Origin of the sequence: Pseudomonas putida (assembly GCF_003228315.1) — a bacterium.
GTDB lineage: Bacteria > Pseudomonadota > Gammaproteobacteria > Pseudomonadales > Pseudomonadaceae > Aquipseudomonas > Aquipseudomonas putida_S.
Genome location: NZ_CP029693.1, coordinates 5084793 through 5100951 on the forward strand (window position 1 = coordinate 5084793; position 16159 = coordinate 5100951).

Here is a 16159-nt window from a genome sequence, read left to right on the forward strand (position 1 = left end):
TTTCACGCCTTGCAAACGTTTGCCTAGAGCGGTTTTACCGATTTTTGGCAATGCGCTTGCGTGGGGGCGCATTACACCCCCAGCGTTTTCAGCTACACGGTTTGGTTATTTTTCGATGCTGACACCCGAAAACACGTTGCGACCGAATGGGCTGACCTTGAACCCTTCGATTTTGGCGCTCAACGGCTGGTTGACCGTCGAGTGGGCGACTGGCGTGATCGGTACCTGCTGCTTGAGGTACTGCTGCGCCTGTTTGTAGAGCTGGGTGCGTTGCTCGCGGTCGGTCACGACCTTGGCCTGCTTGATCAGCTTGTCGTAGGCCGGGTCGCACCACATGGAGTAGTTGTTGCCCCCGATGGCATCGCAGCTGTAGAGCGTGCCGAGCCAGTTGTCCGGGTCACCGTTGTCACCGGTCCAGCCGATCAGGCTGATGTCATGCTCGCCGTTCTTGGTGCGCTTGATGTACTCGCCCCATTCGTAGCTGACGATCTTCACCTTCAGGCCGATCTTGGCCCAGTCCGCCTGGAGCATTTCAGCCATCAACTTGGCGTTGGGGTTGTACGGGCGCTGGACGGGCATGGCCCACAGAGTAATTTCGGTACCTTCCTTCACACCGGCAGCCTTGAGCAGCTCTTTGGCTTTTTCCGGGTTGTAGGCGGCGTCCTTGATGGTTTCATCGTAGGACCACTGGGTCGGCGGCATGGCGTTGACAGCCAGTTGGCCGGCGCCCTGGTAAACGGCGTTGAGGATGCCTTGCTTGTTCACCGCCATGTCCAGCGCCTGGCGCACTTCAAGCTGGTCGAAGGGCTTGTGACGCACGTTGTAGGCGATGTAGCCGAGGTTGAAACCGGGTTTCTCGATCAGTTGCAGTTTCGGATCGTTCTTCAACGCGGTGACGTCGGCAGGGCGCGGATGCAGGGTGATCTGGCACTCATCGGCCTTGAGTTTCTGCACCCGCACCGAAGCGTCGGTGTTGATGGCGAAAATCAGGTTGTCGAGCTTCACGCGGCTCGGGTCCCAGTAGTGCTTGTTGCCGGTGTAACGGATGTTGGAGTCTTTCTGGTAGCTCTTGAACACGAACGGCCCGGTGCCGATCGGCTTCTGGTTGATATCGCTCGGCTTGCCCTCGGCCAGCAGCTTGTCGGCGTACTCGGCGGAGAGGATCGCGGCGAAACTCATGGCGATGTTCTGGATGAACGCGGCGTCGACGCTGTTGAGCGTCATGACCACGGTCAGCGGCCCGGTCTTTTCGACCTTGGCGATGTTCTTGTTCAGGCTCATGCCGTTGAAATACGGAAATTCGGTCGGGTAAGCCTTACGGAAAGGTTGTTGCGGATCGAGCATGCGATTGAACGTGAACAGCACGTCATCGGCATTGAAGTCGCGGGTCGGTGTGAAGTACTTGGTCGTATGAAACTTCACCCCTGGACGCAGGTGAAAGGTATACTTGAGGCCGTCCTCGGAAATATCCCAACTGGTTGCCAGGCCCGGTACGACATTGGTCGCGCCCTTTTCAAACTCTGCGAGGCGGTTGTACAGCGGCTCGGCGGCGTCGTTATCGGTCGCGGTCGTGTACTGCGCCGTATCGAAACCGGCGGGACTGCCTTCGGAGCAGAACACCAGGCTGTTATTGGCGGCCTGGCTCATGGAAGTGGCGGCCAACAGGCCGGTGCCCAGCAATGCGGATAAAACCAAGGTATGGCGCATGACGCTCCCTCTTGTTCAGTGTTTTGGCAATGAGCCTTCGTCCCGTCCGGGGACGTGGAGGCTTCATTGGTTTCCAGCCAATGGCGTACGGCAAAAGTAACCGATGACCCACGCATGAGCTGGTCGGGTCCCGACGGTATGAACCGTAGGCCCGGCAGTAAATGCGAAATGTCCGAAAGACTTGTGGGAAAAGTCAACGCGTCCTAGCGTACTGCTGTAGGCAGCAGACGATTTAGATGTAGGCGGTTTCCTGCTTTCTCGGTAGATAGAGCTACGGCGACGTCAGAAACGTCGCCGCCGCAATACCTTACTTGCTGACGCTGACGCCGTAGAAGGAGTTCAAGCCAAATGGGCTGATCTTGAAGTCCTGTACTTCGGCACGCATGGGTTGGAACACCGTCGAGTGAGCGATAGGTGTGTAGGGAACAGCATCTTTGAGGACGTGTTGCGCCTGCTTGTACAGTTCGGTGCGCTTGGCCTGGTCCGAAGTGCGCTTGGCTTGCTTGACGAGGTCGTCAAACTTCTTGTCGCACCACTTGGAGAAGTTGTTGCCATCGAGCGAGTCGCAACCGAACAGCACGTTCAGCCAGTTATCGGGGTCACCATTGTCACCGCTCCAGCCAATCAGCATGCCTTGCTGTTCGCCACCCTTGGCGCGCTTGATGTACTCGCCCCATTCGTAGCTCTGGATCTTGACGTTCAGGCCGATCTTCTTCCAGTCGGACTGCAGCATCTCAGCCATCAGCTTGGCGTTCGGGTTGTATGGACGCTGTACAGGCATGGCCCACAGAACGATCTCGGTGCCTTCTTTGACGCCAGCTTCCTTGAGCAGCTCTTTGGCTTTCTCTGGGTCGTACTTGGCATCTTTGATGGTGGTGTCGTAGGACCACTGGGTCGGCGGCATGGCGTTGACGGCCAGTTGGCCGGCGCCCTGGTAAACCGATTCGATGATCTGTGGCTTGTTGACCGCCATGTCCAGCGCTTGACGCACTTTCAGGTCGGCCAGCGGGTTTGGAGTGGTTTGACCCTTGAGCTGCGGCATCACGTTGTAGGCGATGTAGCCCAGGTTGAAACCAGCCTGGTCAGGCACTTTCAGGGTCTTGTCTTCTTTAAGCGCCTTCAGGTCGGCCGGGCGCGGGAACAGAGTGATCTGGCACTCGCCTTTCTTGAGCTTCTGGATACGCACCGAAGGGTCGGTGGTGATGGCGAAGATCAGGTTGTCGATCTTGACGTCGTCAGGCTTCCAGTAGTCCTTGTTCCCGGTGTAACGGATGTTGGAGTCTTTCTGGTAGCTCTTGAACACGAACGGACCAGTGCCGATCGGCTTCTGGTTGATGTCGGCAGCCTTGCCTTCCTTGAGCAGCTGGGCAGCGTACTCGCCGGACTGGATCGAGGCGAAGCTCATGGCCAGGTTCTGGATGAACGCGGCATCCACTTCCTTGAGGGTGAACTTGACAGTCTTGTCGTCGACTTTCTCGACCTTGGTGATGTTGGTATCCATCCCCATGTCGGTGAAGTACGGGAATTCGGTCGGGTACGCCTTACGGAACGGGTCATCCTTGTTAATCATGCGATTGAAGGTGAACAGCACGTCGTCGGCGTTGAACTCACGAGTCGGCTTGAAATACGGGGTGGTGTGGAACTTGACACCTTCACGCAGGTGGAAGGTGTAGGTCAGGCCGTCAGCGGAGACGTCCCAGCTGGTTGCCAGGCCAGGAATAACGGCGGTGCCGCCACGCTCGAACTGAGTCAGGCGGTTGAACATGGTTTCTGCAGAGGCGTCGAAGTCGGTTCCGGTGGTGTATTGACCTGGATCGAAACCGGCCGGGCTCCCTTCGGAGCAGAACACCAGGTTAGTCGCAGCTTGAGCGAACGGTGCACTAGCCAACAGGCTGGCGCCGACTAAAAACGGAATGACCGCTTGTTTGAGCATGGTGGCCTCATGATTTGTTGTCATTTTTTGATTTTGAGGACGACCTCGTGAGTCGTGCCTGCGGATACTTATGCAGGGGCCATACCCATTGCAAGATGCGATGCGTTTATAAGCCTTAAACGGTGGCACGAACGTACCTTAATGTCGCATATGTATAATTTTTGACGCATTTAACCGTTTGCGAGGCGTTTTTGCAGTGCATTTAGCGCACTTTTATGGTGCGCTCAAGCCTTGGGTTGCCCGTGGAAGGGGCGAGGGTGTTACCTTTTTAAACCCGGTCCTGCGGGGTTTAATGGGAGTGGTTATCGTTGCACCGTCATTGCGCTTTGGTCGTTGGTTGTACCAGGTGCAACTGATGTCGTTTTCCAAGGGTTGCCCGCCCGTCCCGACATTGAGCATAGATGCTGTTTACAGAAAAAAAGGCGATCACCGGTAGGTGATCGCCTTTTTTTGTCGGCGGGATCAGCGAATCAAGGCATCAGCACTTCGATCGAACCGTCGGCTGTCATGCTTACCTGGCTGGTGCCGGCTTCAACGTCAGGCGTGACCGGAGCCGCGCCATCCATGCTGGCGGCTTTCATCATCATCGGTGCGCGCATGTAAGGTTGCGGGTAGCCGTTGCTGTTGAAGTTCAGGTTGACGATTTTGTAGCCCTTGCCGCCCAGGGCGTCGGTTGCCAATTGGGCGCGGGCCTTGAACGCGGTCACGGCTTCTTTGAGCAGGGTGTCTTCACTGGCCTTGCGGGTAGGCGTGGCGATGGCGAAGTCCATGCCGCCCATCTTCAGGTCGGTGAGCAGCTCGCCGGTCAGCTTCGACAGGGCGGCGAAGTCGGTGCTTTCCAGGCGCAGTTCGGCGCGTTCACGCCAGCCGGTGATTTTCTGGCCCTTGGCGTCGTAGATCGGGTAGCTGTTGCGGCTGCCCTGGCGCAGGGTGATGTCCTTGACCTGCTTGGCCTGGGCCAGCGCCTTGTTCATGGTGGTGCTGACATCGGCGGCGAGCTTGGCCGGGTCGGTGTTCTGCTCTTCGGTGTAGAGGGTCACGATCATCAGGTCGCGAGCCACTTCCTGGCTGACTTCGGCGCGCAGGGAAATCTGGTTGTAATGCAGTTCGTCGGCGGCCAGGGCCGGGAGGCTGGCGACGGTGCCAACGCTCAGGGCGAGAAGGGCGGCGCTGCGGCGGAATGTGTGCATGAAGGCTCCTAAGGTGGTGCGCAGGTAATGATCCGGGGGCCTGCGTGAAACCATCAGACTCTAGCTTCATTGATCCGGTTCGCACAGTTACAACTTCTATACAGATGGAGTGTCGGTGGCCGCTTCGCGCCCAATCGCGGGCAAGCCTTGCTCCTACAGGTCCGAGGCGTGCCTGAAACTTATGAGCGACTCGGACCTGTAGGAGCAAGGCTTGCCCGCGATGACAATCTGACGGGCGCCAGAGATGTGGCGGTTTGCCGCACTTTTGCCTGCCAGCCCCCACGCTTGGTTATACTCCCGGCGATCCGCCTGGAGCGCTCATCAGGAGAGCTCATGCTCGCCCACGTTCAAATCACTTCCGCCACTCGCCAGAACCTCTGGCGGCTGACATTTATCCGCACCCTGGTCCTGGCTGCCCAGGCCGGCTCGGTGGGCCTGGCCTACTGGCTCGAACTGCTGCCACTGCCCTGGTTCCAGCTGGCCGCCACCCTCGGTTGCTCGATGCTGCTCTGTGCGTTCACGGCGATTCGCCTGCGCACCACCTGGCCGGTCACCGAGCTCGAATACGCCGTGCAACTGGCCTGCGACCTGTTTATCCACAGTGCCTTGCTGTATTTCTCCGGCGGTTCGACCAACCCCTTCGTTTCCTATTACCTGGTGCCGTTGACCATCGCCGCGGTGACGCTGCCCTGGCGTTATTCGGTGATTCTGTCGGGCATCGCGCTGACGATGTACACCCTGCTGTTGGCGCGCTTCTATCCACTGCAAACCTTCCCGATCGCCCGGGAAAACCTGCAGGTCTACGGGATGTGGCTGAGCTTTGCCCTGGCGGCGGCGGTGATTACCTTCTTCGCCGCGCGCATGGCGGAAGAGTTGCGTCGTCAGGAAGAACTGCGCGCCATTCGCCGCGAAGAAGGCCTGCGCGATCAGCAATTGCTGGCTGTCGCGACTCAGGCTGCCGGCGCCGCCCACGAGCTGGGTACGCCGCTTGCGACCATGAGCGTGCTGCTCAAGGAGATGCGTCAGGACCATCACGACCCGATGTTGCAGGATGATCTCAGCGTGCTGCAGGATCAGGTCAAACTCTGCAAGGAGACCTTGCAGCAACTGGTTCGCGCCGCCGAGGCCAATCGTCGTTTGGCGGTGGACATGCAGGACGTCACCGATTGGCTCGACGAGGCGCTCAATCGCTGGCACCTGATGCGCCCGGAAGCCAGTTATCGCTTCCAGCGCCTGGGCCAGGGCACGGTGCCGCGCATGGCGCCGCCGCCGGACCTGACCCAGGCACTGCTGAATTTGCTGAACAACGCCGCCGATGCCTGCCCCGAAGGGCTGCAGGTGACCCTGGACTGGAATGCCGAGGACTTGACCATCAGCATCCGCGACCACGGTGCCGGTGTGCCGCTGGCCATTGCCGAGCAGATCGGCAAGCCGTTTTTTACCACCAAGGGCAAAGGCTTCGGCCTTGGCCTGTTTTTGAGCAAGGCCAGCGTGACACGCGCCGGCGGCTCAGTGAAACTCTATAGTCATGAGGAAGGCGGCACGCTCACCGAGCTGCGCCTGCCTCACGGCGCCCGAGGAGACGAACATGAGTGACGACATCCAGGTTGAAGGCGAAGAGCTGCCGCATTTGCTGCTGGTCGACGACGACGCGACCTTTACCCGCGTCATGGCCCGCGCCATGGCTCGCCGCGGTTTTCGCGTCAGCACCGCCAGTTCCGCCGAAGAAGGCCTGACCCTGGCCCAGGGCGATCTGCCGGATTACGCCGCGCTGGACCTGAAAATGGATGGCGATTCGGGCCTGGTGCTGCTGCCCAAGCTGCTGGAAATGGATCCGGAAATGCGGGTGGTGATCCTCACCGGCTATTCGAGCATCGCCACCGCCGTGGAAGCGATCAAACGTGGTGCCTGCAATTACCTGTGCAAGCCCGCCGATGCCGACGACGTGCTGGCCGCGCTGCTGTCCGAACACGCCGACCTCGACAGCCTTGTGCCGGAAAACCCGATGTCCGTGGACCGCTTGCAGTGGGAGCACATCCAGCGCGTGTTGACCGAGCACGAAGGCAACATCTCCGCCACCGCCCGGGCCCTGGGCATGCACCGCCGAACGTTGCAGCGCAAACTGCAGAAGCGCCCCGTTCGTCGCTGAACCTGCGCTGAACAGATGCAGGTCGTTTCTCGCGACAATCCGAACCGATCATCTATGATCGGTTCGTGTCTGTATATTTCCTTATCGAGCCTTATCCATGAATCAGAACGCTGAATACTCCGCGGTCAACGATGCTGTGCGCGGGCAGTTTTTTCGCAAGGTCTGGGCGATGACCACGCCTTACTGGCGCAGCGAAGAGAAGGGCAAGGCCTGGACGCTGCTGATCGCGGTCATTGCGCTGTCACTGGTCAGCGTCGGGATCTCGGTGTGGTTCAACACCTGGTACAAGGACTTCTACAACGCCCTGCAAAAGAAAGACGAAGCGGCGTTCTGGCAGTTGATTCTGTACTTCTGCGTCATCGCGGCGGTCGCGATTGTCGGGGCGGTGTACCGGCTCTACCTGACGCAGATGCTGACGATCCGCTGGCGGGCGTGGCTCACCGAGAAGTATTTTTCCCGCTGGCTGGCCGACAAGAACTACTACCGACTGGAGCAGGGCGGTTACACCGATAACCCGGACCAGCGGATTTCCGAAGACCTAAACAACTTCACCTCCAACACGCTGGAGTTGGGCATCGGCCTGTTGCGCAACATCGTCAGCCTGGTGTCGTTCTCGATCATTCTGTGGGGCGTGTCGGGCAGCATTGAGGTATGGGGCATCACCATTCCCGGCTACATGTTCTGGTGTGTGCTGGTGTATGCCGTGGTGGGCAGTTGGCTGACACACTTGATCGGTCGTCGCCTGATCGGCCTGAACAACCAACAACAACGCTTCGAAGCCGACCTGCGTTTCTCCATGGTGCGGATTCGTGAGAATGCCGAGAGCATCGCGCTGTACAACGGCGAACCCAACGAACATCGCCGGCTGAGCGGGCGCTTCGGGATGGTCTGGCACAACTTCTGGGACATTATGAAGGTGTCCAAGCGCCTGACGTTCTTTACCGCCGGTTACAGTCAGGCGGCGATCATCTTTCCATTCATCGTCGCTTCACCGCGCTACTTGTCCGGCAAGATCGAACTGGGCGAACTGATGCAAATCAGCTCGGCGTTCGGCAACGTGCAGGAAAGTTTCAGCTGGTTTATCAGTGCGTACCAGAGCCTCGCGGCCTGGCGCGCCACCTGTGACCGTCTGCTGAGCTTCCGCCAGGCCATGACCGACAACGAAGATCGCGCGCCGGCCATTGATGTGCAGAATCAGGGCGATGCCTTGAAAGTGCACAATCTCGGCCTTGATCTGGCGGACGGTCGTCACTTGCTGACCAATGCCGAAATGACCGTGGAGGAGGGCGAGCGCGTCATGCTCAGCGGACGTTCCGGCAGCGGCAAGTCGACCCTGCTGCGCGCAATGGGGCACTTGTGGCCGACGGGCCACGGCAGTATTCGCCTGCCAGCGGCGCGTTACCTGTTCCTGCCGCAAAAGCCTTACCTGCCGATCGGTACCCTGCGTGAAGCGCTGAGTTATCCACAGGCTGGCGACACCTATCCGAATGAACGTTACGTGCATGTCCTGGAAACCTGTCGCCTGCCGCACCTGATACCGCGTCTGGACGAAGCCAATCACTGGCAGCGCATGCTCTCGCCCGGTGAGCAGCAGCGCCTGGCCTTCGCCCGCGCGCTGCTCTACGCGCCGCAATGGCTCTACATGGACGAAGCGACGTCGGCGATGGACGAGGAAGACGAAGCGACGTTGTATCAGGCGCTGATCGACGAGCTGCCGGGATTGAGCATCGTCAGCGTCGGCCATCGCAGCAGCCTCAAGCGCTTCCATCCACGGCATGTGCGCATCGACAACGGGCATCTGGTGGATCAGGCCGTGACTGCATAAACACCACGGCCCCTGTAGGAGCGAGCCTGCTCGCGATGGACTTGAAAGCGCCACGGTGATTCAGAAAGCGCGCGTTATCGTTAACCTCCATCGCGAGCAGGCTCGCTCCTACAGGGGGCGGTGGTGATCGTACAACCGCGTTGAGCTATGATGCGGTTTCAACCGAATTTTCGAGACAGATGTACACCATGGAAACCCCGAACGACGCACCACGCCTCCCTCGCAAGCGCCGCAGCCTCGCTCAGGAACTGGTGACGGTGTTGTCCGAACAGATCCGCGACGGTCACCTCAAGCGTGGCGACAAGTTGCCCACCGAATCGGCGATCATGGATGCCCACGGCGTCAGCCGCACCGTGGTGCGCGAAGCGATTTCCCGATTGCAGGCCGCCGGCCAGGTAGAAACCCGCCACGGCATCGGCACCTTCGTACTCGACACGCCGAGCCCGAGCGGTTTCCGTATCGACCCGGCCACCGTCGTTACCCTGCGTGATGTGCTGGCCGTTCTGGAATTGCGCATCAGCCTCGAAACCGAATCCGCCGGCCTGGCCGCACAACGCCGCACGACCGAACAGCTCGGCCTGATGCGCGCCGCACTGGATGCGCTGAACGAAAGCGTCGCCCACGCCAGCGATGCGGTGGCCTCGGACTTCCAGTTCCACCTGCAGATTGCCCTGGCGACCGGCAACCGCTATTTCACCGACATCATGACCCACCTGGGTACCAGCATCATCCCGCGTACCCGCCTGAACTCCGCGCGCCTGGCCCATGACGATCAGCAGCACTACATGAATCGCCTGAGCCGCGAGCACGAAGAAATCTACGAAGCCATCGCCCGCCAGGATTCCGATGCCGCCCGTGCCGCGATGCGCCTGCACCTGACCAACAGTCGTGAGCGGTTGCGTCATGCCCATGAAGAGGCTGAGGCGCAGCGGGGGTAACCGTTTCAGGTAGCGCGTCGATTCATTCGATCTTCAGCAAAATCGGGTCAGAGTCATGGGACAGGCCCGACTCTCCCATTCCCTGGTAACGTAATTCCACGGTTCGGCCGGCAAACTTTTGCAGTTGTGCCCTGGAAATTTCGACCTTCAGATTTTTGTCTTGTTGATAGTCGCCCTCGTCCGGCTCTGCCGGTGGGGGAGGAGCTACATACCTGCCGACGGGGATCTCATCACCTGTCAATTCAGGATCTTCCGGATCACCCAGGATTGCATAGACCCTTCCTTCCGGGGGGAGTCTTGCGGCATCAGGGATGGTGAGCAACAGAGGTCCGTCGAGCGCGGAGATGTTTACCTCCGCTAGCAGTGGAGACCCGCTGGTTGGGACATTCAACGTCGGTGCTGGATTTGCCATGGCAAGAGCTCCTTGAGTGAGGCCGCGATGTGTACGACAGAAGCCGGCCCAAGGTACTCAGTCATTGCCACTGATCGGAACTGTTAGAAATAACAGTTCCGATCAGTGGCAATGAAAGCCGAAGCACATTGGCTTATCTGATCTGTTGCCGGCTTGGCCCTTCTCGCAAGCTTCAGACATTTCGCGAAACCTTCAGGCGCGGAAATCTTCCGACAACGTATCTCTACCGTTCCGTTGATCGCGTAACGCACTCCTCTCGTTTTCTCTTGAAAAGACCGGAAACACAGGCTCTTGGCTAATGTTGTCCAACAATTTTCACCCACGACGATGAAATGCAGTTGACGGTTGTATTTTAAGTTGTACGATGACCTACAACTTCAGCGTCGGGCTGAACGGTCTCAACACACATACGTCGCAATCCAGGGTGTTCGAACAATGAATCCACAAGAACTTAAGTCCATCCTCTCTGCCGGTCTGCTGTCTTTCCCGGTGACCGATTTCAATGCCCAGGGCGATTTCAACCGCGCTGGCTACATCAAGCGTCTGGAGTGGCTGGCCCCGTACGGCGCCTCGGCACTGTTCGCCGCCGGTGGCACCGGTGAGTTCTTCTCCCTGGCAGCCAGCGAGTATTCGGAAATCATCAAGACCGCCGTCGACACCTGCGCCAGCAGCGTGCCGATTCTGGCCGGTGTCGGTGGTTCGACCCGTCAGGCCATCGAATACGCTCAGGAAGCCGAGCGTCTGGGCGCCAAGGGCCTGTTGCTGCTGCCGCATTACCTGACCGAAGCCAGCCAGGACGGCGTTGCCGCCCACGTTGAAGCCGTGTGCAAATCGGTCAACATCGGCGTCGTGGTTTACAACCGTAACGTCTGCCGCCTGAACGCGCCGCTGCTGGAACGTCTGGCCGAGCGCTGCCCGAACCTGATCGGCTACAAGGACGGTCTGGGCGATATCGAACTGATGGTGTCGATCCGTCGTCGTCTCGGCGATCGCTTCAGCTACCTGGGCGGTTTGCCGACCGCTGAAGTCTACGCCGCGGCCTACAAGGCGCTGGGCGTGCCGGTCTACTCCTCGGCGGTGTTCAACTTCATCCCGAAAACCGCGATGGATTTCTACCACGCCATCGCCCGCGAAGATCACGCCACCGTGGCCAAGATCATCGACGACTTCTTCCTGCCGTACCTGGACATCCGTAACCGCAAGGCCGGCTATGCCGTGAGCATCGTCAAGGCCGGGGCAAAAATTGCCGGCTACGACGCAGGCCCGGTGCGTGCACCACTGACCGACCTGACCGGCGAAGAGTACGAAATGCTCGCCGCGCTGATCGACAAGCAGGGCGCGCAATAACACAACTGTTTAAACGGGGCCGCTGAGTATTCAGCGGCCTTTTGCGTGAGATCTTTTAGTTTCGAGGGCCGTCCCGTGACAAAGCGCTACGACAACTACATCAACGGTGAATGGATCGCCGGTGCCGATTACTCGGCCAACATCAACCCGTCGGAATTGAGCGACACCATCGGCGACTACGCCAAGGCTGACCTGGCCCAGGTCAACGCCGCCATCGATGCCGCCCGTGCCGCATTCCCGGCCTGGTCCACCTCCGGTATCCAGGCGCGTCACGATGCGCTAGATAAAGTCGGCACTGAAATTCTCGCCCGTCGCGATGAGCTCGGCACCCTGCTGGCCCGGGAAGAGGGCAAGACCCTGCCGGAAGCCATCGGTGAAGTGACCCGCGCCGGTAACATCTTCAAGTTCTTCGCCGGTGAATGCCTGCGCCTGTCCGGCGACTACGTGCCGTCGGTGCGTCCGGGTGTCAACGTTGAAGTCACTCGCGAAGCCTTGGGTGTGGTCGGTTTGATCACGCCGTGGAACTTCCCGATTGCCATTCCGTCGTGGAAAATCGCCCCGGCCCTGGCCTACGGCAACTGCGTGGTGCTCAAGCCGGCGGATCTGGTACCGGGCTGTGCCTGGGCCCTGGCTGAAATCATTTCCCGTGCAGGCTTTCCGGCCGGCGTGTTCAACCTGGTGATGGGCAGCGGTCGCGTGGTTGGCGACGCGCTGGTCAACAGCCCGAAAGTCGACGGCATCAGCTTCACCGGTTCCGTGGGTGTGGGTCGTCAGATCGCGGTCAGCTGCGTATCGCGCCAGGCCAAGTTCCAGCTGGAAATGGGCGGCAAGAACCCGCAGATCATTCTCGACGACGCCGATCTCAAGCAAGCGGTCGAGCTGTCGGTGCAGAGCGCGTTCTACTCCACCGGCCAGCGTTGCACGGCATCGAGCCGTCTGATCGTTACAGCCGGCATCCACGACAAGTTCGTCGAAGCCATGGCCGAGCGCATGAAGTCGATCAAGGTCGGTCACGCCTTGAAGGCCGGCACCGACATCGGTCCGGTGGTCTCGCAGGCTCAGCTTGAACAGGACATGAAGTACATCGACATCGGCCAGTCCGAAGGCGCGCGCCTGGTGAGTGGTGGTGGTCTGGTGACTTGTGATACCGAGGGTTACTTCCTCGCGCCAACGCTGTTTGCCGACAGCGAAGCGTCGATGCGTATCAGCCGTGAAGAGATCTTCGGCCCGGTGGCCAACGTCGTGCGCGTGGCCGACTACGAAGCCGCACTGGCCATGGCCAACGACACCGAATTCGGTCTGTCGGCGGGCATTGCCACCACGTCCCTGAAGTACGCCAACCACTTCAAGCGCCACTCTCAGGCCGGGATGGTGATGGTCAACCTGCCGACCGCCGGCGTGGATTTCCACGTTCCGTTCGGTGGCCGTAAAGGCTCATCCTATGGGTCACGTGAGCAAGGCCGTTATGCACAAGAGTTCTACACCGTAGTGAAGACGAGCTACATCGGTTCGTAACGCAATACCCCTGTAGGAGCGAGCCTGCTCGCGATGGTCGCAAGGACGCGACGGCAAACCTGATGCCCCGCGTCATCGTTGGCCACCATCGCGAGCATGCTCGCTCCTACAGAGGGGACATAAAGATTCACCCGCGCATAAAAATAATCAGTGGGAGTACATCTACATGCAATCGACCCAAAAGCCGACTCACGTCCGCTACCTGATCCTGCTCATGCTGTTTCTGGTGACCACGATCAACTACGCCGACCGCGCGACCATCGCCATCGCCGGCTCCAGCCTGCAAAAAGACCTCGGCATCGACGCGGTTACCCTCGGTTATATCTTCTCCGCATTCGGTTGGGCCTACGTGGCCGGGCAAATTCCCGGTGGCTGGCTGCTGGACCGTTTCGGTTCGAAAAAAATCTACGCCCTGAGCATCTTCACCTGGTCGCTGTTCACCGTGCTGCAAGGCTTCGTCGGTGAGTTCGGCATGTCCACGGCGGTGGTTGCGCTGTTCATGCTGCGCTTTTTGGTGGGTCTGGCCGAAGCGCCATCCTTCCCGGGCAACGCACGTATCGTGGCGGCCTGGTTCCCCACCGCTGAACGTGGCACGGCCTCGGCGATCTTCAACTCGGCGCAGTACTTCGCCACCGTGTTGTTCGCTCCATTGATGGGCTGGATCGTGTTCACCTTCGGCTGGGAACACGTGTTCATCGTCATGGGTATCCTCGGCATCATCTTCTCGCTGGTCTGGCTGAAAGTGATCCACAGCCCGCGCCAGCATCCGCTGGCCAACGACGCGGAAGTGAAGTTCATCGCCGAGAACGGCGGCATGGTCGACATGGACCAGAAGCAAGGCAAAAAGGCCGACGGTCCGAAGTGGGACTACATCCGCCAGCTGCTGACCAACCGCATGATGCTCGGCGTGTATCTGGGTCAGTACTGCATCAACGGCATCACCTACTTCTTCCTGACCTGGTTCCCGGTGTACCTGGTGCAGGAACGTGGCATGACCATCCTCAAGGCCGGTTTCATCGCTTCGCTACCGGCGATCTGCGGCTTCATCGGTGGTGTGCTCGGTGGGGTGATTTCCGATTACCTGCTGCGCAAGGGTCATTCCCTGACCTTCGCCCGCAAGGCGCCAATCATCGCTGGCCTGCTGGTGTCCAGCAGCATCGTGGCCTGCAACTACGTGGACGTTGAATGGATGGTCGTCGGCTTCATGGCACTGGCGTTCTTCGGCAAAGGCGTGGGCGCATTGGGCTGGGCGGTGGTGTCCGACACTTCGCCAAAACAGATTGCCGGTCTGAGCGGCGGCCTGTTCAACACCTTCGGCAACCTGGCATCGATCACTACCCCGATCGTCATCGGCTACATCATCAGCTCCACTGGCTCGTTCAAGTGGGCACTGGTGTTTGTCGGTTGCAACGCGCTGGTGGCGGTGTTCAGCTATCTGGTCATCGTCGGCCCGATCAAGCGTGTGGTACTCAAGGAGCCACCGCTCAACGGTCCTGAAACCAACAACAAATTGTCTCAAGCGCATTCCTGAGGAGCGGCGTTATGCAGTTGATTGAACATTCCGACTCGCCGCGCTACATCTGCCTGCACGAGCGGGACAATGTAGTGATCGTGGTCAACGATCAAGGCGTACCGGCCGGTACTGCGTTTGCCGATGGATTGGTCACCGTGGACTTCGTGCCACAGAGCCACAAGGTCACCCTGGAAGACATTCCCGAGGGTGGCCAGGTGATTCGCTACGGCCAGGTCATTGGCTACGCTCTGCAGCCGATTCCACGCGGCAGCTGGGTCAAGGAAGCTCAACTGCGTATGCCCACCGCGCCACCGCTGGACAGCCTGCCGCTGTCCACCGAGGTGCCGGACGCACAGGCACCACTGGAGGGTTACACCTTCGAGGGTTATCGCAACGCCGACGGTACCGTCGGCACGCGCAACATCCTCGGCATCACCACCACCGTGCAGTGCGTGACCGGGGTGCTGGACCATGCGGTCAAGCGCATCAAGGACGAACTGCTGCCCAAGTACCCGCATGTCGATGACGTGGTGGCGCTGACCCACAGTTATGGCTGTGGCGTGGCGATTACCGCCACCGACGCCTACATCCCGATTCGCACTGTGCGCAACCTCGCGCGCAACCCGAACCTGGGCGGCGAGGCGTTGGTGATCAGCTTGGGCTGCGAGAAATTGCAGGCCGGACAGGTGATGCACGAAGACGATGCGTCGGTGGATTTGAGCGAGCCATGGCTGTATCGCCTGCAGGACTCCAGCCACGGTTTTACCGAGATGATCGAACAGATCATGGAGTTGGCTGAAACCCGTCTGAAGAAGCTCGACCAGCGTCGTCGGGAAACCGTGCCGGCGTCCGAGCTGATCCTCGGCATGCAATGCGGCGGCAGCGATGCGTTTTCCGGAATCACCGCCAACCCGGCCCTGGGCTATGCCTCGGATCTGTTGCTGCGAGCCGGTGCGACGGTGATGTTTTCCGAAGTCACCGAAGTGCGCGATGCGATCTACCTGCTGACATCCCGGGCGAAAACCGAAGAAGTCGCGCAGGAGCTGGTGCGGGAAATGGACTGGTACGACCGTTACCTGGCCAAGGGCGAAGCGGATCGCAGTGCCAACACCACGCCGGGTAACAAGAAGGGCGGGCTGTCGAACATTGTCGAGAAGTCCTTGGGCTCGATCGTCAAATCCGGCAGCAGCGCGATCACCGGGGTGCTTGGCCCAGGCGAGCGCTTCAAGGAAAAAGGCCTGATCTTCTGCGCGACCCCGGCCAGCGACTTTGTCTGCGGGACCTTGCAGTTGGCGGCGGGGATGAACCTGCATGTGTTCACCACCGGTCGCGGCACGCCTTACGGGCTGGCCATGGCGCCGGTGGTGAAGGTCTCGACCCGGACCGAACTGGCACAACGTTGGCCGGACCTGATCGATATCGATGCCGGGCGCATTGCTACCGGTCGGGCGTCCATCGAGGAGCTGGGCTGGGAGTTGTTCCACTACTATCTGGACGTGGCCAGCGGCAAGCAGCAGACCTGGGCGGAGCGGCACAAGCTGCATAACGACATCACCCTGTTCAACCCGGCGCCGATCACGTAAGACCGTGTCGCCTTCATCGCGGGCAAGCCTTGCTCCCACAGGATCGG

General features: G+C 59.9%; 12 protein-coding genes. 8 read left to right on the plus strand and 4 right to left on the minus strand.

Annotated features, from left to right (window positions below):
• Nucleotides 1-105: 105 nt before the first annotated feature.
• From DKY63_RS23740 to DKY63_RS23750, 3 genes are all read right to left on the minus strand, one after another.
• A complete protein-coding gene (locus DKY63_RS23740; protein ID WP_110966329.1) occupies nt 106-1707 on the minus strand; it encodes an ABC transporter substrate-binding protein in 1602 nt (533 codons plus the stop codon).
• A 307-nt stretch (nt 1708-2014) separates the two neighbouring features.
• On the minus strand, nt 2015-3640 hold the full coding sequence (locus tag DKY63_RS23745; RefSeq protein ID WP_110966330.1) for an ABC transporter substrate-binding protein: 1626 nt from the start codon (nt 3638-3640) through the stop codon (nt 2015-2017).
• A gap of 470 nt (nt 3641-4110) precedes the next feature.
• Nucleotides 4111-4830, minus strand: a complete 720-nt coding sequence (locus DKY63_RS23750; protein WP_110966331.1) for an SIMPL domain-containing protein — start codon at nt 4828-4830, stop codon at nt 4111-4113.
• A 333-nt stretch (nt 4831-5163) separates the two neighbouring features.
• On the opposite strand from DKY63_RS23750, the gene DKY63_RS23755 reads away from it, so the two are divergent.
• The 4 genes from DKY63_RS23755 (at nt 5164) to DKY63_RS23770 (ending at nt 9742) form a co-directional block, all read left to right on the plus strand.
• A complete protein-coding gene (locus tag DKY63_RS23755; protein WP_110966332.1) occupies nt 5164-6426 on the plus strand; it encodes an ATP-binding protein in 1263 nt (420 codons plus the stop codon).
• Nucleotides 6419-6979 carry a response regulator transcription factor gene (locus tag DKY63_RS23760; protein ID WP_110966333.1) on the plus strand — a complete coding sequence of 187 codons (561 nt, stop codon included), beginning with the start codon at nt 6419-6421 and terminating at the stop codon, nt 6977-6979. Before DKY63_RS23755 ends, DKY63_RS23760 begins: the two co-directional genes overlap by 8 nt.
• Before the next feature lie 97 nt (nt 6980-7076).
• Entirely contained in the window at nt 7077-8804 is a 1728-nt protein-coding gene (locus tag DKY63_RS23765) for an ABC transporter ATP-binding protein/permease (protein ID WP_110966334.1), read from the plus strand.
• Between the two features lie 188 nt (nt 8805-8992).
• Entirely contained in the window at nt 8993-9742 is a 750-nt protein-coding gene (locus tag DKY63_RS23770) for a FadR/GntR family transcriptional regulator (protein WP_110967969.1), read from the plus strand.
• A 22-nt stretch (nt 9743-9764) separates the two neighbouring features.
• Here the strand turns inward: DKY63_RS23770 and DKY63_RS23775 are convergent, their stop codons facing one another.
• Nucleotides 9765-10154, minus strand: coding sequence for a hypothetical protein (locus DKY63_RS23775; protein ID WP_110966335.1), 390 nt, complete (start codon nt 10152-10154; stop codon nt 9765-9767).
• Nucleotides 10155-10589: 435 nt separating this feature from the next.
• Between DKY63_RS23775 and kdgD the strand changes: the two genes are divergently transcribed.
• The 4 genes from kdgD to garD all read left to right on the plus strand — a co-directional run bounded on the left by kdgD (nt 10590) and on the right by garD (nt 16112).
• A complete protein-coding gene (kdgD, locus tag DKY63_RS23780; RefSeq protein ID WP_110966336.1) occupies nt 10590-11501 on the plus strand; it encodes a 5-dehydro-4-deoxyglucarate dehydratase in 912 nt (303 codons plus the stop codon).
• Between the two features lie 75 nt (nt 11502-11576).
• Nucleotides 11577-13016: an aldehyde dehydrogenase family protein gene (locus tag DKY63_RS23785; RefSeq protein WP_110966337.1), complete on the plus strand. Its 1440-nt coding sequence runs from the start codon at nt 11577-11579 to the stop codon at nt 13014-13016.
• 166 nt (nt 13017-13182) lie between these two features.
• Nucleotides 13183-14547 carry an MFS transporter gene (locus tag DKY63_RS23790; RefSeq protein ID WP_110966338.1) on the plus strand — a complete coding sequence of 455 codons (1365 nt, stop codon included), beginning with the start codon at nt 13183-13185 and terminating at the stop codon, nt 14545-14547.
• 11 nt (nt 14548-14558) lie between these two features.
• Entirely contained in the window at nt 14559-16112 is a 1554-nt protein-coding gene (garD, locus tag DKY63_RS23795; protein WP_110966339.1) for a galactarate dehydratase, read from the plus strand.
• Nucleotides 16113-16159 lie beyond the last annotated feature (47 nt).